The sequence below is a fragment of the Sphaerisporangium sp. NPDC004334 genome, from assembly GCF_053602655.1.
This window is the reverse complement of sequence record NZ_JBSGDZ010000007.1, coordinates 68833-89861: the sequence shown is the minus strand read 5'-3', so window position 1 is coordinate 89861 and position 21029 is coordinate 68833. Positions and strand designations below refer to the sequence as shown.

General features: G+C 70.3%; 11 protein-coding genes and 1 pseudogene. 7 read left to right on the top strand and 5 right to left on the bottom strand.

What is annotated here, in order from left to right; genetic code table 11:
* Positions 1-400 precede the first annotated feature (400 nt).
* Complete coding sequence (locus tag ACWEN6_RS10500) at positions 401-1717, top strand: FAD-binding oxidoreductase (RefSeq protein ID WP_452569949.1); 1317 nt, start codon at positions 401-403, stop codon at positions 1715-1717.
* 213 nt (positions 1718-1930) lie between these two features.
* Here ACWEN6_RS10500 and ACWEN6_RS10495 read toward each other — a convergent pair.
* A pseudogene (locus ACWEN6_RS10495) lies at positions 1931-2506 on the bottom strand (nitroreductase); the annotation flags it as partial.
* Positions 2507-2829: 323 nt separating this feature from the next.
* On the opposite strand from ACWEN6_RS10495, the gene ACWEN6_RS10490 reads away from it, so the two are divergent.
* The 5 genes from ACWEN6_RS10490 (at position 2830) to ACWEN6_RS10470 (ending at position 13563) form a co-directional block, all read left to right on the top strand.
* Positions 2830-3726, top strand: coding sequence for an alpha/beta hydrolase (locus ACWEN6_RS10490; protein WP_452569948.1), 897 nt, complete (start codon positions 2830-2832; stop codon positions 3724-3726).
* A gap of 544 nt (positions 3727-4270) precedes the next feature.
* Positions 4271-6649 (top strand): ricin-type beta-trefoil lectin domain protein, encoded by a 2379-nt coding sequence (locus ACWEN6_RS10485; RefSeq protein ID WP_452569947.1) that lies wholly within the window; start codon positions 4271-4273, stop codon positions 6647-6649.
* 147 nt (positions 6650-6796) lie between these two features.
* Complete coding sequence (locus tag ACWEN6_RS10480; RefSeq protein WP_452569946.1) at positions 6797-9625, top strand: carbohydrate-binding protein; 2829 nt, start codon at positions 6797-6799, stop codon at positions 9623-9625.
* A gap of 81 nt (positions 9626-9706) precedes the next feature.
* Positions 9707-11455 (top strand): lectin, encoded by a 1749-nt coding sequence (locus tag ACWEN6_RS10475; protein WP_452569945.1) that lies wholly within the window; start codon positions 9707-9709, stop codon positions 11453-11455.
* A 266-nt stretch (positions 11456-11721) separates the two neighbouring features.
* On the top strand, positions 11722-13563 hold the full coding sequence (locus ACWEN6_RS10470) for a family 43 glycosylhydrolase (RefSeq protein ID WP_452569944.1): 1842 nt from the start codon (positions 11722-11724) through the stop codon (positions 13561-13563).
* A 148-nt stretch (positions 13564-13711) separates the two neighbouring features.
* Here the strand turns inward: ACWEN6_RS10470 and ACWEN6_RS10465 are convergent, their stop codons facing one another.
* The gene (locus tag ACWEN6_RS10465) at positions 13712-14752 is read right to left on the bottom strand and encodes a LacI family DNA-binding transcriptional regulator (RefSeq protein WP_354926762.1); all 1041 of its coding nucleotides are present in this window, start codon (positions 14750-14752) and stop codon (positions 13712-13714) included.
* A 354-nt stretch (positions 14753-15106) separates the two neighbouring features.
* Positions 15107-16939 (bottom strand): RICIN domain-containing protein, encoded by a 1833-nt coding sequence (locus tag ACWEN6_RS10460; RefSeq protein ID WP_452569943.1) that lies wholly within the window; start codon positions 16937-16939, stop codon positions 15107-15109.
* 718 nt (positions 16940-17657) lie between these two features.
* Here ACWEN6_RS10460 and ACWEN6_RS10455 point away from each other — a divergent pair.
* Positions 17658-19190 (top strand): lectin, encoded by a 1533-nt coding sequence (locus ACWEN6_RS10455; protein WP_452569942.1) that lies wholly within the window; start codon positions 17658-17660, stop codon positions 19188-19190.
* 50 nt (positions 19191-19240) lie between these two features.
* On the opposite strand, the gene larC is transcribed toward ACWEN6_RS10455, so the two are convergent.
* Both larC and larB read right to left on the bottom strand, forming a co-directional pair.
* Entirely contained in the window at positions 19241-20356 is a 1116-nt protein-coding gene (larC, locus tag ACWEN6_RS10450; RefSeq protein ID WP_452569941.1) for a nickel pincer cofactor biosynthesis protein LarC, read from the bottom strand.
* On the bottom strand, positions 20353-21018 hold the full coding sequence (gene larB / locus ACWEN6_RS10445) for a nickel pincer cofactor biosynthesis protein LarB (protein WP_354926770.1): 666 nt from the start codon (positions 21016-21018) through the stop codon (positions 20353-20355). Before larB ends, larC begins: the two co-directional genes overlap by 4 nt.
* Positions 21019-21029: the final 11 nt, after the last annotated feature.

Genomic DNA, 21029 nt, shown 5'->3' with positions numbered 1-21029 from the left:
CCTCGCGACGGTGAGAACCGCACGAGCGACCGCCCCTGGTGATGGTGGCCGCCGCACGCACCGCCGGGCCCTCGCGACGGTGAGAACCGCACGAGCGACCGCCCCTGGTGATGGTGGCCGCCGCACGCACCGCCGGGCCCTCGCGGCGGTGCGGACGCGTCTCGCGCACCCCTGGACCGGTACCCCACCCCACCCCTATTCGGGTTGTGGGGGCGAGGCGCCGGGCGGAATCATGCGTGAGAGTGACTGCCTGGCCGATGACTCCGTCATCGCCGGAACGCGAGCGCGCTCTCTGTCAGCGACGAGCGGGTGAACAGGCCGCTCCGGAGGGGTTTTCCTTATGTCGATAAATGTGTCGATTGACACGATTTCGCACCTTCGTACAGTCCTCAGCGGCAGCGTGACCGAGCCCCATGACGAGGGGTACGACGAGGCACGCAGGGTCTACGGCGGGTTCGACCGCCGTCCGCTGGCCGTCGTCCGGCCGGCCGACGTGGACGACGTCGTGCGCGTCGTCACCTTCGCCCGCGAGACGGGCCTGGAACTGGCCGTGCGCGGCGGCGGCCACAGCAACGCCGGACACAGCGTCACCGAGGGCGGCATCGTGCTCGACCTCCAGGACCTGTCCGAGATCGAGATCGACGCCGAGAGCCGCACCGCGTGGGCCCAGGGCGGGGCGACCGCCGGCGCCTACACCGTCGCGGCGGAGGCGCACGGGCTCGCGACCGGCTTCGGCGACACCGGCTCGGTGGGCGTCGGCGGCATCACGCTCGGCGGCGGCATCGGGTTCCTGGTGCGCAAGCACGGCCTGAGCATCGACAACCTGCTGGCCGCCGAGATAGTGACCGCGGACGGCGAGGTGCTGCTCGTCGACGAGCGGAACCACCCGGACCTGTTCTGGGCCATCCGCGGCGGCGGCGGCAACTTCGGCGTGGTCACCCGGCTGCGCTTCAAGCTGTACCCGCTGTCGTCGGTCCTCGGCGGGATCCTGGTGCTGCCCGCGACCGCCGAGGTCGTCGCCGGGTTCATGGCGGCGGCGGAGGCCGCGCCGGACGAGCTGTCCACGATCGCCAACGTCATGCCGGCGCCGCCGATGCCGTTCCTGCCGGAGGAGCTGCACGGCTCGATGATCGTGCTGGCCTTCCTGGTCCACTCCGGGCCCGAGGAGGACGGCGAGCGGGTCCTCGCGCCGTTCCGCGCGCTGGCCACGCCGCTCGCCGACTTCATCCAGCGCATCCCGTACTCGGCCATGTTCCCGCCGGAGGAGCACGGAGAGCAGCCCTCGGCGGTGGCCTCGACGATGTTCATGGACGGCGTGGACCTGGAGATGGCCGAGACGATCATCGACTACCTCGCCTCCTCCGACGCCTCGATGCGGGCCATCCAGCTCCGGGTGCTCGGCGGGGCGGTGCCCCGCGTGCCGGCCGACGCGACCGCGTTCGCGCACCGGAACAGCAAGATCATGGTGAACGTCGCGGCGTTCTACGAGGGTCCCGAGGAGCGGGTCGTCCGCGAGAGGTGGGTCGCCGACTTCATGGCGGCCATCCGGCAGAGCGACTCCGGCGCCTACGTCAACTTCCTGGGCGATGAGAGCCAGGACCGGGTGCGCGACGCCTACCCGGGCGAGACCTGGAACCGGCTGCGGGCGGTCAAGGCCCAGTACGACCCGACCAACTTCTTCCACCTCAACCAGAACATCCCCCCGGCGACCGGCTGACCCACGCGGCGGTCCCCGGTCCTGGCCGCACCCGCGGAGTGACCGGCTCAGGGGCGATAGTGCGGCGCCGCAACGCCGCCCTGCCGCCCCTGATCCCGTTCGACCACCGTGTGGCACCGGTGTCCGGCCTCCGACGAACGTGACCGTCTCGTCGAGGGGCGCCCGGCCCGTACGGACGTGGGGCACCGTGACGTCCTCGAACCCGATCGACATGCCGCAGAACAGGATGAGCTCGTCCGGCGGCGAGAGGATCTCCGCGACGGTCCTGCGGTACACCGACCAGGCCATCTGCGGGCAGCTGTGCAGCCCTTCGGCACGCAGCAGCAGCATGACGGTCTGCAGGTACATCCCCACGTCGGCCCATTGGGGCCGGCCCAGGTCGCGGTCGATGTAGCAGAACAGGGCGGCGGGTGCGCCGAAGCACTGCCAGTTCTCCCCCGCGGCCCTCTGGCGCGCCTCCCAGTCCTCACGCGAGACCCCGAGCGCGCTGTAGCGCTCCCGGCCGAAGGCGGATCGGCGCTCCTGGTACGGAGACTTCAGCGTGGCCGGGTACATCTCGTACTCCCGCTCATCCCAGGAGTCGCCCGCGGCCAGGCGCTCGCCGGCGCGCTTCTTGAGCTCGGCCAGCGGCTCGCCGGTCAGCACGTAGACGTGCCAGGGCTGGAGGTTCGATCCGGACGGCGACCAGGCCGCGGCGGCCAGCACGCGCTCCAGCAGCTCCCTCGGGACCTCCCGGCCGGTGAATCCGCGCACCGCCCGGCGGCTCGTGACCGCCTCGTACACCTCCATGATCAACGCCCCCTCCGCTCGACGCATCCGAGTTCGTCACATCAACGATCGTATCAGTCGATACAGTATCATTCAATACTATCTGGCGGCACGCGGACCCTCGGCGGGGAGAAGGCGACTCGCGCCGCCCGTGCGCCCTACGCCCCCTCCCGTGGGACGGCCAAGCAGGTCAGGGGAAGGCTGGCCATGTCTTGGCCGGCTCCGGGTTGGTTCCCCGCCTCCCGGAGAGCAGACTCACGTCAGTGGAGTCCGAGGGTGAGCGGTGGCACCCGCCGTGCCCCCGGAACGCGATGGCGATCAGGAGAGAGCGCCCAGGGGGACCGATGAACCGCTCACGTGCCGGGAAGCCGACGAGATCCGTGGCCGCGCTCACCATGGTCGCCGCGTCGGTCGCCGCCGCGTCGGTGGCCGCCGCGCCCACGGCCGGCGCCCGGGCCGCCGCCACGGCGCGAGCGTCGTCCGCCCTCACGAGCACCCCTCTGCCGTGCCGGTCGCCGGGCCGGTCCAAGCCGACGGTCGTCCTGGTCCACGGAGCCTGGGCCGACACCTCGAGCTGGAACGGGGAGGTGGACGCCCTGCGCCGGGCGGGCTACGTCGCGCGCGCCATCGCCAACCCCCTGCGCGGCCTCGGCACCGACGCCGCGACCGTCGCGGACTTCCTGAAGACCATCTCCGGACCGATCGTGCTCGTCGGGCACTCCTACGGGGGCTCGGTGATCACCGAGGCCGCTGCGGGCGTTCCAGGGGTCAAAGCGCTGGTGTACGTCGACGCCGCCGCGCCGGACGTCGGGGAGGCCACCGGCCGGCTCAGCGGGCCGGACTCCGCGCTCAACGCCGATCCCGGCTCCCTCTACGACAAGGTCCCCTACCCGGGCGCGCCTCAGGGAGCGGCCGATCTGTACCTCAAGAGGGACGTCTTCGTCCGCTCGTTCGCCTCCGACCTGCCGCGCGACACCGCCCTTCGCCTGTGGGCGTCCCAGCGAGCCGCCTCGACCAGCGCGTTCACGACGCCGGCCACGGCCGCGGCCTGGAAGTCGATCCCGTCCTGGTACTTCATCAGCACCGGCGACCGGATCATCACCCCGTCCGCGGAACTGTCCATGGCCCGGCGGGCGCACGCCAGGGTCAGCCGGTTCGAGGGCGGGTCGCACCTCACGCTGATCTCCCACCCGGCCGCGGTGACCTCGCTGATCGGCTCGGCCATCTGCGCCACGCCCTAGAACCGGCGGCGCGCTCCATACAGATGCGTACCGGCCGCGGCCGGCCGCCGGTGAAGGTGTCAGCCTGCCGCCATCTCGGCCAGGTCCCCACGCGACTCACCGACGAGATCTGACGCGCGAGACGAGGACCGGCCCGGGACCGCCCGGCGATGAAACGTTCAGAGGCGGCGGCCTCCTTCCGACGGGCGGTCTCGCGTCGACGACATGCGGGACCGGCTAACACGGGCCGCACGGTCCCCACTGGGGTCGAATCGGTTCGCCGATACGTTCTTGACATGTTTCATACTTATTTCCACACTGAGCACTCACGGCGGCTGCCTCCTGCCGGGCCGGTGGTGAAGCGGCAGGAGCCCCGGCTGAGACACGGGCCGACGATGCCCCATGTCGTGACGCACGGAGCTCCCCCGCGTATCCCATCGAGACCAGCACTGGAGGTTCAGGTATGCGCGAGAACGCCAGACCGGTCAACCGGATCCGGCCTCGTTCACACCTGCTCGTTCGGACCGACCTCCTTGCCGAGACGACCCGAGAAGGGGTTCGCTACATGAGCCGACGAAGTAGAACAAGGGCATTCCTCCCGGCGCTCGTGGTCGCGCTGCTGACCGCCGCCCTCTCGTTGATCGGCGTCTCCTCGGCGCACGCCGCCGTCTCGATCACGATCAACGGCGGTTCCGGCGGCCGCACGCTCGACGGCGTGGGCGCCATCAGCGGCGGCGGCGGCAACAGCCGGCTGCTCGTCGACTACCCCGAGCCCCAGCGCGGCCAGATTCTGGACTACATGTTCAAGCCCGGGTACGGCGCCGCGGTGCAGATCCTGAAGGTGGAGATCGGCGGCGACACCAACTCCACCAGCGGCGCGGAGCCGAGCCACCGGCACACCTCCGCCGACCTGGACTGCGGCCGGGGCTATGAGTGGTGGCTGATGGAGCAGGCCAAGGCCCGCAACCCCAACATCAAGCTGGCCGGCCTCTCGTGGGGCGCGCCGGGCTGGATCGGCAACCGCAACTTCTGGTCCCAGGACATGATCAACTACCTGGTCGACTGGCTCAAGTGCGCGAAGAACAGCCACGGGCTGACCATCGACTACCTCGGCGGCTGGAACGAGCGGGGGCGCGACCTCAACTGGTACATCAACCTGAACGCCGCCCTGGACTCCAACGGTTTCAGCAACGTCAAGATCGTGGCCGATGACACCAACTGGGGCTCGGCCGACGACGCGGTGAACAACACCGCGTTCCGGAACGCCGTGGACATTTACGGTAACCACTACGTGTGCGGTTATCGCAGCGCGCAGACCAACTGCCCCAGTACCAACAACGCCATCAACTCCGGCAAGCAGTTGTGGGCCAGCGAGAACGGGTCCGACGACTACAACGACGGCGCCAAGGCCCTCGCGCGCGGCATCAACCGCGACTACATCGACGGCAAGATGACCGCCTACCTCAACTGGCCGATCGTCGCCGCCATCACCCCGAACATCCCGTGGCCCACGATGGGCGTCGCCATCGCGCCCCAGCCGTGGTCGGGGTACTACAACATCGGCAAGAACGCCTGGACGATGGCGCAGACCACCCAGTTCACCGCGCCGGGGTGGAAGTACCTGGACTCCTCCAGCGGGTACATCGGCGGCAGCCGCAACAACGGCAGCTACGTCTCGCTGAAGTCGACCAACAACTCCGACTACAGCACGATCATCGAGACCATGGACGCCGGCGCGGCCCAGACGCTGAACTTCAACGTCACCGGCGGCCTGTCCACCGGCACCGTGCACGTGTGGTCCACCAACCTCAACTCCAACAACTCCGCCGACCACATGGTGCGCGGCAGTGACATCACCCCCTCGGGCGGCGCCTTCTCGCTGACCGTCCAGCCCGGCCGCGTCTACACCATCACCACCACCACCGGCCAGGGCAAGGGCACCGCCACCAGCCCCGCGCAGGGCTCGATGCCGCTGCCCTACTCCGACAACTACGACGGGTACGAGGTCGGCAAGGAGGCCAAGTACCTGATGGACCAGCAGGGGGCCTTCGAGGTGACCGCCTGTGGCGGGGGCCGCGCGGGCAGGTGCGTGCGCCAGATGGCGCCGCGCATGCCGATCACGTGGGACGGTGACTACGACCCCTACGCGCTGCTCGGCGACGTGAGCTGGAGCAACTACACCGTCTCCTCCGACGTCCTGCTGGAGCAGTCGGGCTACGTCAAGCTCATCGGCCGCGGCGGCACCCAGCACTACAGCCCGGCCGGGCAGAATGCCTACTACCTGCGGGTGACCGACGGCGGCGCCTGGTCGATCCAGCGCAACACCGCCTCCAACGCCACCACGACCCTGAGCAGTGGCACCGTGGCGGCCCTCGGCACCAACCGCTGGCACACCCTGTCCCTCGGGTTCTCCGGGTCCACGATCACCGCCGCGATCGACGGCGTGACGGTCGGCACGGTCACCGACACGATGTGGGGCGCCGGCCAGGTCGGCCTCGCCACCGGTGCGACCGAGACGGCGCAGTTCGACAACCTGTCCATCACTCCCGGCTCGGGCGGCACCCCGACCAACGTGCTGCGGAGCATGGCGTCGGGCCGCTGCCTGGACGTCCCCGGCCAGACGCAGACCAACGGCACCCAGGTGGCGATCTGGGACTGCAACGGGCAGGCCAACCAGCAGTGGATCGCGACCTCGGGCAAGCAGCTCCAGGTGTACGGCACCAAGTGCCTGGACGCCCAGGGCACCAACGCCGGCGCCCGGGTCGTCATCAACGGCTGCAGCGGCGGCACCAACCAGCAGTGGAACCTCAACGCCGACGGCACGGTCACCAGCGTGCAGTCCAACCTGTGCCTTGACGTCACCGGCGAGGCGACCGCCAACGGCACGCTCGTCGAGGTGTGGTCCTGCACCGGCGGAGCCAACCAGAGGTGGACCCGTAACTGAGAGGCGCCGGGGGTGACCCCGGACGGACGTGCGCGCGGGCGGCGGCCCCCACTCGCGCGCACGTCCGTCGCCTCTGCGCGCAGAGCATGCGCGAGCTGATCTCGACAAACCATGGCGTTTCGCACGGCAGGAAGGACCCATCCCCCTATGTCCCGACGTTGGTGGCTCACGCTGCTGACCGCGTTCGCGCTGGTCGCTCCGGGAGCCCTCGTTCTCACCGCTCCGGCGGCCAACGCGCTGACCATCCCCGCGTCCGACTACCAGCAGATCAACCTCGCCTCCGGCGGCAACGAGCTCGGCGAGGCGATGTCGCTGGCCGTCTTGCCGAACCGGTCGGTGCTCCACACGGCTCGCGACGGCACACTCCGCGTCACCGACGTCAACGGCAACACCAAGGTCTCCGGCAAGCTCAACGTCTACACCCATGACGAAGAGGGCCTGCAGGGCGTCGCCGTGGACCCCAACTTCGCCACCAACCGGTGGATCTACCTGTACTTCTCGCCGCGGCTGAGCACGCCGAGCGGCGACGCGCCGGCCACCGGCACGCAGTCGCAGTTCGACTCCTGGAAGGGCGAGCTGCACCTGTCGCGGTTCACCCTCAACTCAGACGACACGCTCAACACCAGCAGTGAGAAGGTCGTGCTGGTCGTCGCGAACGACCGCGGCCTGTGCTGCCACGTCGGCGGCGACCTCGACTTCGACGCCCAGGGGAACCTGTACCTGACCACGGGCGACGACAGCAACCCCTTCGACTCCGCCGGGTACGCGCCGCTCGACGAGCGCACCAACCGCAACCCGCAGTACGACTCGCAGCGCACGGCGGGCAACACCAACGACCTGCGCGGCAAGCTCCTGCGGATCCACCCGGAGTCGGACGGCAGCTACACCATCCCGAGCGGCAACCTGTTCCCGCCGGGGACGGCGAAGACCCGCCCCGAGATCTACGCCATGGGCCTGCGCAACCCGTTCCGCATGTCGGTGGACAAGGCGACCGGCGTCGTCTACGTCGGCGACTACGGCCCCGACGCGGGCTCCACCAACTCCAACCGCGGGCCGAGCGGCCAGGTGGAGTTCAACCGGATCACCGGCCCGGGCAACATGGGCTGGCCGTACTGCACGGGCACCAACACCAGCAGCGAGACCTACAACGAGTGGGACTTCAACAGCAACAGCACCGGTCCGAAGTACAACTGCTCCGGTGGCCCCACCAACAACTCCTTCCGCAACACCGGCCTGACCACCCTTCCCGCGGCCAAGCCGGCCTGGATCAAGTACGGCGGCGACTCCGGCTCCCCGTCGGAGTTCGGCAGCGGCTCTGAGTCGCCGATGGCCGGCCCGGTCTACCGCTACGACGCCTCGCTCAACTCCTCCGTCAAGTTCCCCTCGACACTGGACGGCAGGTTCTTCGCCGGCGAGTACGGCCGCCGGTGGATCAAGGCGATCGAGGTCAAGAGCGACGGCTCGCGGGGCGAGATCTCCGCGTTCCCCTGGTCGGGCACGCAGGTGATGGACCAGGCCTTCGGCCCCGACGGCGCCCTGTACGTCCTGGACTACGGGACGGGCAGCAACAACCAGGCGCTGTGGCGCATCGAGTACATCGGCACGGCGGCCAACCGCAACCCGATCGCCAAGGCGGCGGCCGACAAGACCTCCGGCCCCGCGCCGCTGACGGTGAACTTCTCCTCCTCGGGCAGCTCCGACCCCGAGGGCGGCGCGCTGAGCTACTCGTGGAACTTCGGCGACGGGAGCACCTCCACCTCGGCCAACCCGAGCCACACCTACTCGAGCGACGGCGCATACACCGCGACGCTGACCGTCCGGGACCCGCAGGGGCTGACCGGAAGCGCGAGCGTCAGCGTGAGCGTGGGCAACACGGCACCGACGGTCACGCTGACGAGCCCGGGTGACGGCCAGCTGTTCTCCTTCGGCGACACGGTGCCCTTCACGGTCAGCGTCAGCGACCCGGAGGACGGCACGATCGACTGCTCGACGGTGTCGGTGACCTACTTCCTCGGACACGACAGCCACCGCCACCAGATCACCACCGCCAACGGCTGCAGCGGCACCCTGACGGTGCCGACCGACGGTGAGCACGACGCCGCGGCCAACATCTACGGCGTGTTCGTGGCCTCCTACACCGACAAGGGCGGCCTGACCACGACCAGCACCCGCACCCTGCAGCCGCGCCACCGCCAGGCGGAGCACTTCGGCGCCCAGCAGGGTGTCCAGGCGACCGCCCACACCCCGGCCGAGGGTGGCAACACCGTGGGCTACATCGACGACGGCGACTGGATCTCCTTCCAGCCGTACGCGCTGGGCAACGCCACCAAGATCACCGCACGCGTGGCCTCGGCCGGCGCGGGCGGGCGCATCGAGGTGCGCGCCGGCTCGGCGACCGGCACCCTGCTCGGCACCGTCACCGTGCCGGTCACCGGGAACTGGGAGACCTACGTCGACGCCACGGCCAACCTCAGCGGCGCGCCCTCCGGCACGACCACGCTGTACCTGGTCTTCCGCGGCTCCACCGGCGGGGGTTACCTGTTCGACCTGGACGCCTTCACCCTGGACACCGGGACCGTCACCAACCCGACCTCCACCACGATCAAGGGCACGGGGTCGGGCCGGTGCCTGTACGTCACCGGCGGGTCGCAGACCAACGGCACCGCCGCGGTGATCCAGGACTGCAACGGATCGGCCGCCCAGCAGTGGACGGCGACCAGCGCGACCGAGCTGCGGGTCTACGGCAACAAGTGCCTGGACGTCAACGGCGGCGCCACCGCCGACGGCACCGCGGTGATCATCTGGGACTGCAACGGGCAGAACAACCAGAAGTGGCGGTTCAACAGCGACGGCACCATCACGGCCGTCGGCGCCAACAAGTGCCTGGACGTCAACGGCGGCGGCACCGCCAACGGCACCAAGGTCCAGATCTGGACCTGCAACAGCGGAAACAACCAGAAGTGGACCCGCGTCTGACCCTCCCTGTTCATCGGCTCATGTGACGTCGTGGCGCGGCCCCCTGCCGCGTCACGACGTCACGACCTGGAAGGACCCCCCATGCTCCGACATCTGATCCCCGGCCGAAGCGCAGGGAGCGGCAGCAAGAGGTCGGCCCCGCGCCGGTTGGCGCTGGTGGCCGCGCTCGCCGTGGGCGCCGTCACCGGCATCGCCGTCGCCCCCGCCGACGCCGCCTCCTACAAGGTGCTGGTGTTCTCCAAGACCGCCGCGTTCCGGCACGACTCCATCCCCGCCGGCATCCAGGCCATCCGCGACCTCGGCGCGGCCAACGACTTCTCGGTGGACGCCACCGAGGACGCGAGCGCGTTCAACTCCGGCAACCTCGCGCAGTACAAGGCCGTCGTCTTCCTCAGCACCACCGGAGACGTGCTGAACGACTCCCAGCAGAGCGCCTTCCAGTCCTACGTCGACGGCGGCGGCGGTTACGTGGGCGTGCACTCCGCCGCCGACACCGAGTACAACTGGTCCTACTACGGCGGGCTGGTCGGAGCCTGGTTCAACAACCACCCGGCGATCCAGCGGGCCACCGTGCGCACCGAGGACCGCGCGCACGCCGCCACGTCCCATCTCGGGGCCACCTGGTCGCGCACCGACGAGTGGTACAACTACCGCACCAACCCGCGCTCCAGCGTGCACGTGCTGCAGAACCTGGACGAGTCCAGCTACAGCGGCGGCTCCATGAGCGGCGACCACCCCATCACCTGGTGTCACCCGCAGTCGGCCGGCCGCGCCTTCTACACCGGCCTCGGGCACTCCATCGACTCCTTCTCCGAGACCAACTTCCGGACGCTGCTCCTCGGCGGCATCCGCTACGCCGCCGGAGCGGTGAAGGCCGACTGCCGTCCGGAGACCGGGTACACCACCCTGTACAACGGCTCCACCACCGGCTGGTCGCAGGCCGGCTCGGGGTCCTTCGCCAACAGCGACGCCACGCTGACCTCGCAGGACGGCCTCGGCATGCTGTGGTACAGCGCCAAGGAGTTCAAGTCCTACTCGCTCAAGCTCGACTGGAAGCTGACCGGCGACTCCGACTCCGGCGTGGTCATCGGCTTCCCGTCCACCAGCGACCCCAACGCCGCCCTGAGCAACGGCTATGAGGTGCAGATCGACGCCAGCGACACCGCCGGTTACACGACGGGCGCCGTCAACGGGGCCAAGGCCGCCGACACCACCGCCCGCGACGCGGCGCTGAACCCGGCGGGGCAGTGGAACACCTACGAGCTGCTCGTCGAGGGCGAGCGGCTGCAGGTGTTCCTCAACGGCGTGAAGATCAACGACTTCACCAACACCGACTCGGTCCGGTCCCTCCAGCAGGGGTACATCGGCATCCAGAACCACGGGTCCGGCGACACGGCGGCCTTCCGCAACGTCCGCATCAAGGAGCTGGGCGGCACGACGCCGACCGGCAACGCGCTCCGGGGCGTGGGGTCGGGCCGGTGCCTGTACGTCAACGGCGGGTCGCAGACCAACGGCACCGCCGCGGTGCTCTATGACTGCAATGGATCGGCCGCCCAGCAGTGGACGGCGACCAGCGCGACCGAGCTGCGGGTCTACGGCAACAAGTGCCTGGACGTCAACGGCGGCAGCACCGCCAACGGCAGCGCCGTGATCATCTGGGACTGCAACGGGCAGAACAACCAGAAGTGGCGGCTGAACTCCGACGGCAGCATCACCGCGGTCGGCGCCAACAAGTGCCTGGACGTCAACGGCGGCGGCACCGCCAACGGCACCAAGGTGCAGATCTGGACGTGCAACGGCCAGAACAACCAGAAGTGGACCCGCGTCTGACCATCACCGTTCGCGGCGTACGACCCGGGGAGCCCGGCGGTGAGATTCTCACCGCCGGGCTCCCCGGATGTCGCCACCGCGTTCCACCGGCCCGCCACCACGGCGCAGGCCCTGGCGGACGAGCCGCGCGGACGCCGGGCGATCCCCGCCGTGGAGGTCGACAGTTGCTCACCACCGGCCGGGAAGCGGGGCGGGATGTCATCGCCAACGTCACCGCCGGCCCGGCACCACCTCAGTTGTTAGCGCTAACAATCCTGGAGTCGACGTTGAGAACCGCCTACCGGCTCCGAGCCGGGCACCGGCTCGGACGGGGCCTGCTGCTGGTCATCGGCCTGCTGTGCGCCGTGACACTCCTGCCCGGCCTGCCTGCCAGGGCCGACAACCCGATCGTGCAGACGATCTACACCGCCGACCCCGCTCCGCTGGTCTACAACGGCCGGGTCTATCTCTACACGGGACACGACGAGGACAACTCCACCTACTTCACCATGAAGGACTGGCGGGTCTGGTCCTCGGCCGACATGGTCAACTGGACCGACCACGGCTCGCCGATGAGCCTGTCCACCTTCTCCTGGGCCGCCTCGGACGCCTGGGCCGGCCAGACCGTCTACCGCAACGGCAAGTTCTACTGGTACGTCCCGGTCAAGGACCGCGCGAGCGGCCAGATGGCCATCGGCGTCGGCGTCTCCACCAGCCCCACCGGCCCGTTCACCGACGCCATCGGGCACGCCCTGGTGCGTAACGGGGAGATCGACCCGACGGTGTTCATCGACGACAACGGCCAGGCCTACCTCTACTGGGGCAACCCCAACCTGTGGTACGTCCGGCTCAACACCGACATGATCTCCTACAGCGGCTCCCCCACCCAGATCCCGCTCACGACCTCCGGGTTCGGCACCCGCACGGGCAACACCAGCCGTCCCACCCTGTATGAGGAAGGCCCCTGGGTCTACAAGCGCGGCGGCACCTACTACAACATCTTCGCCGCCAAGTGCTGCTCGGAGTTCATCGGCTACTCGACGGCCTCCAGCCCCACCGGGCCGTGGACCTACCGCGGCACCGTCATGCCGACCCAGGGCGCCTCGTTCACCAACCACCCGGGGGTCATCGACTTCAACGGCAACTCCTACTTCTTCTACCACAACGGCGCCCTGCCCGGCGGCGGTGGCTACACCCGTTCGGTCGCGGTCGAGAGGTTCACCTACAACTCCGACGGCAGCATCCCGACGATCAACATGACCACCACCGGGGCGCCCCAGGTGGGCACGCTCAACCCCTACACCCGCCAGGAAGCGGAGACCATCGCCTGGGAGTCCGGCGTGGAGACCGAACCCGCGAGCGAAGGCGGCATGAACGTCGGCTGGATCGAGAACGGCGACCACATCAAGGTCAAGGGGGTCGCGTTCGGCTCCGGCGCGACGTCTTTCAGCGCCAGAGTGGCCTCGGCGAACAGCGGCGGCAAGATCGAACTGCGCCTGGACGGCGTCAACGGCTCCCTGGTCGGCACCTGCACCGTCAACGGCACCGGCGGCTGGCAGACCTGGACGACCGTCTCGTGCCCCGTCAGCGGCGCCACCGGCACCCACGACCTGTACCTGCGTTTCACCGGCGGTTCCGGCACCCTGTTCAACGTCAACTACTGGCAGTTCGCCGGCGGGACGAGCAGCGGCGGCAACCTGCTGACCAACGGCGACATGGAAGGCGGCACCACGGGCTGGGGCGCCTCCGGCGGAACCCTCTCCTCCAGCACCACCACACCGCACGGCGGCGCACGGTCGCTGTCGATCACGGGGCGCACGGCGTCGTGGAACGGCACGACCCAGGACGTGACCTCCAAGCTCACCAACGGCAAGAGCTACACCACGAGCGTCTGGGTGCGCGCGCAGAGCGGCACGCCCAGCGCGAAGGCGACCCTGGCGGTGACCGCCGGCGGCACGACCGGCTACATCCAGCTCACCCCCGCGGCGGCGGTCAACTCCAGCGGCTGGACCCAGCTCTCCGGCACGGCGACCGTGTCGTGGAGCGGGACGCTGACCGGCGCGAGCTTCTACGTCGAGACGGCGGCCGGCACCGACGGCTTCTCCGTCGACGACGCCTCGTTCCAGTAACGCCCCACCGGCCGGCGCGACGCATCTCCCGGCCCCGCCTCTCCCCCGGCCCCGTCCCGATCGCCGGTCCCGTCCCCTATCACCGGCCCCGTCCCGATCACCGGCCGCCTCCCGATCACCGGCCGCCTCCCGCGGCCGGGGTCACCGGTCAGCGCGCTCCCGGATCTCCCGCCTCCGGCCGCCGACCGGCGGGGCCGGTGGTCCCGCGCAGGGAGACGGGAGGGGCGACCAGGACATGGCGGTGCGGGATGGCGGGATCGGCGATGCGCTGGATGAGCATCTCGACGGCGCGGGCGCCGAGCTCGTCGGCGGGCACGTCGGCGGCGGTGAGCGGTGGGTGCAGGTTCTCCGCCCAGTCGCGGGCGGCGACGCCGATGATGGAGAAGTCGCGCGGCACGGCCAGGCCCGCCTGGGCCAGGGCGCGGTACATGCCCGGCATGGCCGCCTCGTTGATCGTGGCGACGGCGGTCAGATCGGGGTGGTCGTCAAGGAGCCGCTCGACGCAGGTGACCCCCGACTGGGCCTCGTCGGCACAGCATCTCTGCACGCCTTGCAGGCCGCGTTCGGCCACCGCGCGCGTGAAGCCGGCCTGCGCGCGGTGGCCGGGGCCGTACCCGGCCGCCACCAGCTCCGCGGACCGGTTGACCAGGGCGATGCGGCGGTGCCCCAGGTCGGCGAGGTGGTGCACGCACCTGGCGATCAGCGTCTCGTAGTCGATGTCGACCCAGGACATCTCTTCGGGGTGGCCGGTCCGGCCGATGCCGACGAACGGCAGCCCGCTCTGCTGCAGACGGGTTACCCGGTCGTCCTCCAGCCGTATCTCCATGAGGATGACGCCGTCCACCCGCCTGCCGCCGACCACCCGCTCGAAGGAACGGTCGTGCTCGCCCCCCGACGGCGACAGCAGCACGTCCAGGTCGGCGCGCGCCGCGGCGTCGACGACGCTGGCCACGAAGCCGAGCTGCATGTCGGTCAGCCGCCTGCTGGCCGGAGGGATGACCAGCCCGAGAGTGCGGGTCTTGCCTTCCTTGAGCGCCTTGGCCACGGCGTTGGGCCGGTAGCCCAGCTCGTCGATGACCGCCTGGATGCGCCTCCGCGTGTCCTGCGACACCGGACGCTTGCCGCTCAAGGCGTAGGAGACGGTGCTACGCGACACCCCCGACCGCCTGGCGATCTCCCCGATGTTCACGGCGCTCCTCACCCCGACCGACCCGACACGCACATCGTAGGTCGAATCGAGCCCGCGAAGAACGCTTCCGGCACGGCGGCGTGCGGACGTGCTCCCTGGAGATGCGGGGTCAGAAGGTTTCGGTCGATGACGAATCGATTCGACGACCACCGAGAATAAGTGTGAAACACCTACCGGCGGAGATCACTCGAACTCGGGACGTGACGCACGTCCGCCCGGCGGCGGCTCCGCTCCGGCTCAGACGCGTGCCGGCCCGGCGGCGGGAGATCCCGCCGCCGGGCCGTCGCACTCACGGGCGTGGCGCCGTTCCCGCGTCATGAGTCCGTCATGCCCGGCGGGCCGGCGCCGGCCGGGTCAGCTCCGGGTCCACTTCTGACTGGTCGTGCCGGTGCAGGACCACAGTTGGACCTTCGTGCCGTTCGCCGTGCCGAAGTTGCTCGCCTCCACGCAAAGGCCGGACTGCACACCGGTGATGGTGCCGTCGGAGTTGACGTTCCACTGCTGGTTGGTCTGTCCGTTGCAGTCCCAGATGATCACCTGGGTGCCGTTGCTGGTGCCCTGCGCGTTGGCGTCCAGGCACTTGTTGCCGTACACCTGCAGCTGCTTTCCGGAGGTCAGGGTCCATTGCTGGTTGGCGCCGGTGCCGCAGTCCCACAGATTGAGCTGGGTGCCGTTGGTGGTGGACGCGTTCGGGACGTCCAGGCACCGGCCGGCGTTGACGTTGCGCAGCACCGACGCCGCCCCGGCGGTCGGGGTCGGGGTCGGGGTGGGACTCGGGCCGGGGCCGGAGGAGGGCGGCAGGAGCGTGATGGTGAAGGTGTCGTCGACGCTGGTGTGCGGCAGGTTGACCGTCGTGGCGTTGCCCGACAGGGTCGCCACAGAGTTCTGGACGGTGACCGGGCCGCTCACCGCGCCGCCGCCGTTGTAGGGGATGCGCTCGACGAGGACGCGTACCTGGTTGTTCTCCACGATGCCGCTGGTGGTGTTCAGGCCCTGCAGGTTGACCGCGACGTTCCCGGTGGTGGTGCCGCCGCCGACCAGGACCTTGGCGTTGCCGCTCGCCTTGGTGGCGAAGGCGTCGTAGTTGGCGCTCGGGGTGACCGAGGCGATCTGGCCGGTCTGGGAGCCGTAGAAGCGGTAGACCCACCATTCGCCCTTGGTCTGGTACTGCCCCGAGGAGTTGTGGATCAGCAGGTTGCCCAGGTCGTTGTGCAGGTTGCCGCCGCTGGCCCAGTTGGCGCGCAGGCCGTCGGCGCCGGCCCTCTCCAGGCGGGCGATGTACCAGGCGCCGTCGGCCGGGTTCTGCTCGTTGGACGCCCCGTACTCGTTGATCTGGTACGGGCGCGGGTGGGCGATGCCGCGGGAGTCCAGGGTGGTGTTCGCCGTCGCCACGTTCGCCACCGGGTCGCCGGGCAGCGAGTGCCAGCTGACGATGTCGGGGACCACGTTGTTGGCCTTGACGTAGTCGAGGTACTGGGTCCACCAGCCGCCGGTGGACGGGACGCCGGCGAGGCTCGGGCCCACAATGAGCTGGGAGGGGAAGGCCGCGCGGACGCGCTGGTAGGCGCGCCGCCACATCTCGAAGTACTGCGACTGGGGACGGTTCCAGAAGATCGTGATGTTGGGCTCGTTCCACAGGTCCCACTGGACCGGGGCGCCGGTCGCCTGCACGTCGCTGATCAGGCGGGTGAGGAAGTTGTCGAAGTCGGTCCAGTTGCCGTTGTCGCCGGGGAAGCGGGAGATCGGGTAGCCGTCGGCGCCCCACAGGTCGTGGACCAGCAGGACGAACTGCCCGCCGAGCGACCGGGTGCGCAGCAACTGGGCGCGGGTGGCGTTCCACCGGCGGTCGTACTTGCCCGACACCCAGCCGCCCGGGCTGTCCAGCTGCGCCCCGCCGGCGCGCATGTACCGGAACTTCACGTCGGTGAAGAAGTTGTCCGCGGGCGCGGCGCCGTTCTCGGTCATGCCGTAGATCCAGCCGGAGGCCCGGTAGGTCGGTGCGCCGCCGGCGGTGGAGAAGTTGACGGTGATGGACTGGTCGGCGGCCTGGGCCGGCGCCGTCGGCAGGACGGAGGCGGCCACGAGCGCGCCGAAGGAGAGCAGGGCGGCCAGGCCGTACCGGCGTCTGCGCCGCCTGCCGGGGGTGGTGTCCGCGGATGACTTGCCTGACGACACGCCGATGTTCATCTCGCACTCCTCACGAAAGGCTCCGGGCGGCGGGCGCGAATGTGAGCAGCTCGGCCCGGCGGACGGCTCGTGCTGGGGGGACAACCGATCCATCGAACCGATTCGCACGCAGCTTAGGTTTCGCTGCGGCGCGATGTCAATGGCGGGTGTCGGAGACATGAATGGGGTGTTTCGGTGCCCCGTCCGCCGCGAGCGAGCGCGGAAACCTGCGCGAAAAACGCCAGGGCACGACGAGCCGTTTTGCGGCGGCGGCGGGTGCGTCAGCGGCGTCCACCAGGCGGGTTCGGCGCCGAGCGCCCGCCGTCACCGATGAACGTTTCACCGCCGCTCATCGACGAACACATCCGCGGGCGGAGAAATGGGCAGATAACTCCGCCTATTACCGACAAATGCGACTAAACGACCCTGGCTGGATCTTGACAGAACGCGGCCCGTCCTATGTGCTTCGGTGCGCATAGGCACCTCCGGCTCAGCCGACGGAAGGGAGCGCTGGCCCGTCCCGATGTGTTAGCGCTAACAATGCCGTCCGCCCGCTCCGGCCGGACGGAAGAAGACCTGAATCGCGAATCGATTCGCCGGTCACGGGTGTGCCGCGCCCCCTCCGGCCGCGCGCACGGTGACCCTTCCGCCCGGGACACGGCGATCGCTGGCCCCGAGGCGGCCACGGCGTGCACGAGCCCTGTCACCGCCGTGCCTCCACCCCCCAAGGAGTTGAACAATGCGCTCATCACCTGTTCCCCCGTCCGGCCGTCGCCGGCCATGGTCGCCGGTGGCCATGGCCGCCTGTCTCATGGCGTTGCTGGCGGCCACGCTGCTGTGGTCGGTGCCGGCGTCGGCGGCGACGGCGCCGCTGGTCAGCGCGTCGTCGGGGCGTTGCCTTGACGTGCGGGGCAACGTCGACACGCAGGGGTCGGCGATGCAGATCTACGACTGCAACGGCCAGGCCAACCAGGCGTTCGAGTTCACCTCGGCCGGGGAGCTACGGACCTTCAACGGCACACGCTGCCTGGACGCCTACAACGCCCAGACCTCGCCCGGCACACAGGTGGTCATCTGGTCGTGCAACGGGCAGAACAACCAGAAGTGGCGGCAGAACTCCAACGGGTCGATCACCGGCGTCCAGTCGGGACTGTGCCTGGACGTGAACGGCGGGGGCACCGCCAACGGCACCGCGGTCATCCTGTGGACCTGCAACGGCCAGAACAACCAGAAGTGGAGCACCTCGGCCCAGCCGTCCCCGACGCCCACTCCCACGGTCACCCCGACGACCACGCCCACCCCGGGCACCGGACTGCCGTGTGACATCTACGCCTCGGGCGGCACCCCGTGTGTGGCCGCGCACAGCACGACGCGGGCGCTGTACAGCGCCTATAACGGGAACCTGTACCAGGTCAGGCGCTCGTCGGACAACACCACCCGCAACATCGGCGTGCTGAGCCAGGGCGGCGTCGCCAACGCCGCGTCCCAGGACTCCTTCTGCTCGGGCACCACGTGCGTCATCACCGTGCTGTACGACCAGTCAGGCAGAGGGAACGACCTGTGGTACCAGGGGTCGAGCCAGGTCCCCGGCTCCACCTCCAGCAGCCCCGCCCGGGCGACCACCGAATCGCTGACGGTCGGCAACAACAAGGCGTACTCGCTGTACATCAACCCCGGCAACAGCTACTGGCGCGACGGCCACCTGACCGGCGTCCCGACCGGCACCGCCCCCGAGGGCATGTACATGGTGACCAGCGGCACGCACGTCAACAGCGGATGCTGCTTCGACTACGGCAACAGCGAGACCACCCGCAAGGCCGACGCCGCGGGCGCCATGGACGCCATCTACTTCGGCACCAGCTGCTGGTTCGGCGGCTGCTCAGGTTCCGGTCCCTGGGTCCAGGCCGACCTGGAGTGGGGCTTGTTCCCCGGGGGGAGCAGCTCGTGGAACCCCAACCAGCGGGCCTTCAACAGCAAGTTCGTCACTGCGACGCTGAAGAACAACGGCACCTCCCGCTTCGCCATCAAGGGCGGCAACGCGCAGTCCGGCGGCCTGACCACCCTGTGGGACGGCTCCCTGCCCAACGGATACAGCCCCATGAAGAAGCAGGGGGCCATCGTCCTGGGCAGCGGCGGCGACTGCTGCAAGCCGGGCGGCGGCGCCAACCTCAGCGCGGGCACCTTCTACGAGGGGGCCATGGTCGCGGGCTACCCCTCCGACGCCACCGAGAACGCCGTCCACGCCAACATCACCGCGGCCGGCTACCGCTGACCCCGGTTCGCTCCGCCTGTTAGAGGACACCGGAAGTGCCCGCACGCGGGTCACAGGGCGTCGAGGGCCTCTCGCGCCAGCTCCCGCAGCGGCCTTCCGGTGGCCTCGGCCAGGACGACCAGGTCGTCATGCTCGGGTTTGACGCCCCACGGCCCGCGTTTCATCCGCACCTGGTGTCCGTACAGCTTCACGGTCTCGAAGTGCCGGGGCAGCGCGACCTTCTCGACCACGTGGCGGCGCAGGCCGAGGCTCCCCGTCTCGGCGAGAACGAGCTCCTGCAGGTGCTCGGCCGCCTCGAGCGGCGCGAGCACGTGCAGGACGTGCGCGGGACGGCCCTTCTTCATGACGGCGGGGGTGGCCCAGGCATCGGCCGCGCCCGCGGCCATGGCGCGCGCGATCACGTGCCCGAGGACCTCTCCGGTGACGTCGTCGAGGTTGGTCGACAGGACGACCTGGCGGCCCGGCTCGGCGAGGGGCCGGCCGACCATGGCCACGGTCACGTTGGGCCGGTCCGGCAGCACCCGGGTTCCGGCGCCGTATCCGGTGGCGAGCAGTTCCATCTCCGGCGCCGGACCGTACACCGCGCCCGCGGCCCGCAGCAGGGCCGCCCCGGTCGGCGTGACCGCCTCCCCCGCCTCCCCGCCTCGCACCAGTGCCCCTTTGAGCAGGGCGAGGGTGGCCGGAGCGGGGACGGGAAGCGTGCCGTGGCGGGTTCGCACGGTGCCCCCGCCTAGAGGCAGCGGCGCGCAGTGGACGCGGGTCACGCCGAGGTCCTCCAGCGCCGCCGCGCAGCCGACGATGTCGATCAGCGAGTCGTGCCCGCCGAGTTCGTGCAGGTGGACCTCCGCGGCCGGGACTCCGTGCAGTGCGCCCTCCGCCTCGGCGATCGCGGTCAGCGCCGCCTCGGCGACGGGCAGTCCGGCGCGGGAGGCCATCTCGATCAGGGCCGAGGCGGGGCGCTCGGTGGCGTCGTCGTCGACGTCGATGCGGACCCGCAGGGCGACCAGCGCGCCGGTGCGCACCCGCTCGGCCTCCAGCCGCCAGCCGGTCAGGCCGGTCATGGCGACGGCCCGTCGCACGGCGTCGATCGAGGCGCCCGCGTCCAGGAGCGCGCCGAGCAGCATGTCGCCGGCCAGGCCGGTGAACGGATTCAGGTAGAGGATCACCTTGGCCGCCTGGTGAGGCGGTAGGCAGCCAGCGCGGCGCCGAACCCGGAGTCGATGTTGACCACGGTGATCCCGGCCGCGCACGAGGTGAGCATGGCGAGCAGGGCGGTCACGCCCTCCAGCGCGGCCCCGTAGCCGGTGGAGGTGGGCACCGCGACCACCGGCGTCTCGACGAGCCCGCCGACGACGCTGGCCAGCGCCCCCTCCATGCCGGCGATGACGATCACGCTGTCGGCCGCGCGCAGGTCGTCGGCGGCGGCGAGCACCCGGTGGATTCCCGCCACGCCCACGTCCCTGACCATCGTGGTGCGCAGGCCGAGCGCGGCGGCGACGGCGGCGGCCTCGGCGGCCACCGGGCCGTCCGCCGTCCCCGCCGTGACCACCGCCACCGTGTGGCCGATCGGCCGCGCCTCGCGCCAGACGAGCAGGCGCGCGGCCTCCTCGTACCGGCCGCCGGGGACCAGCGCGAGCACGGCCGCGGCCGCGCCGGGCTCGACGCGGGTCACCAGGACCGGGCCGGTGTTGCGGTCGAGCAGGGCGGTGACGATCCCGGCGATCTCGGCCACCTGCTTTCCCGGCCCGTAGACGATCTCGGGCAGTCCCTGGCGGGCCTCCCTGTCTATGTCGACCCGGGCGTACCCGAGGTCCGTCGACTCGCTCATGCGGGGCCCGT

Bases quoted from the DNA above. Each gene is read 5' to 3' on its own strand.
- ACWEN6_RS10490 (WP_452569948.1), top strand. From the start codon at position 2,830: ATGAACCGCTCACGTGCCGGGAAGCCGACGAGATCCGTGGCCGCGCTC.
- ACWEN6_RS10485 (WP_452569947.1), top strand. From the start codon at position 4,271: ATGAGCCGACGAAGTAGAACAAGGGCATTCCTCCCGGCGCTCGTGGTC.
- ACWEN6_RS10480 (WP_452569946.1), top strand. From the start codon at position 6,797: ATGTCCCGACGTTGGTGGCTCACGCTGCTGACCGCGTTCGCGCTGGTC.
- ACWEN6_RS10475 (WP_452569945.1), top strand. From the start codon at position 9,707: ATGCTCCGACATCTGATCCCCGGCCGAAGCGCAGGGAGCGGCAGCAAG.
- ACWEN6_RS10460 (WP_452569943.1), bottom strand. From the start codon at position 16,939: ATGAACATCGGCGTGTCGTCAGGCAAGTCATCCGCGGACACCACCCCC.
- ACWEN6_RS10455 (WP_452569942.1), top strand. From the start codon at position 17,658: ATGCGCTCATCACCTGTTCCCCCGTCCGGCCGTCGCCGGCCATGGTCG.
- larB (WP_354926770.1), bottom strand. From the start codon at position 21,018: ATGAGCGAGTCGACGGACCTCGGGTACGCCCGGGTCGACATAGACAGG.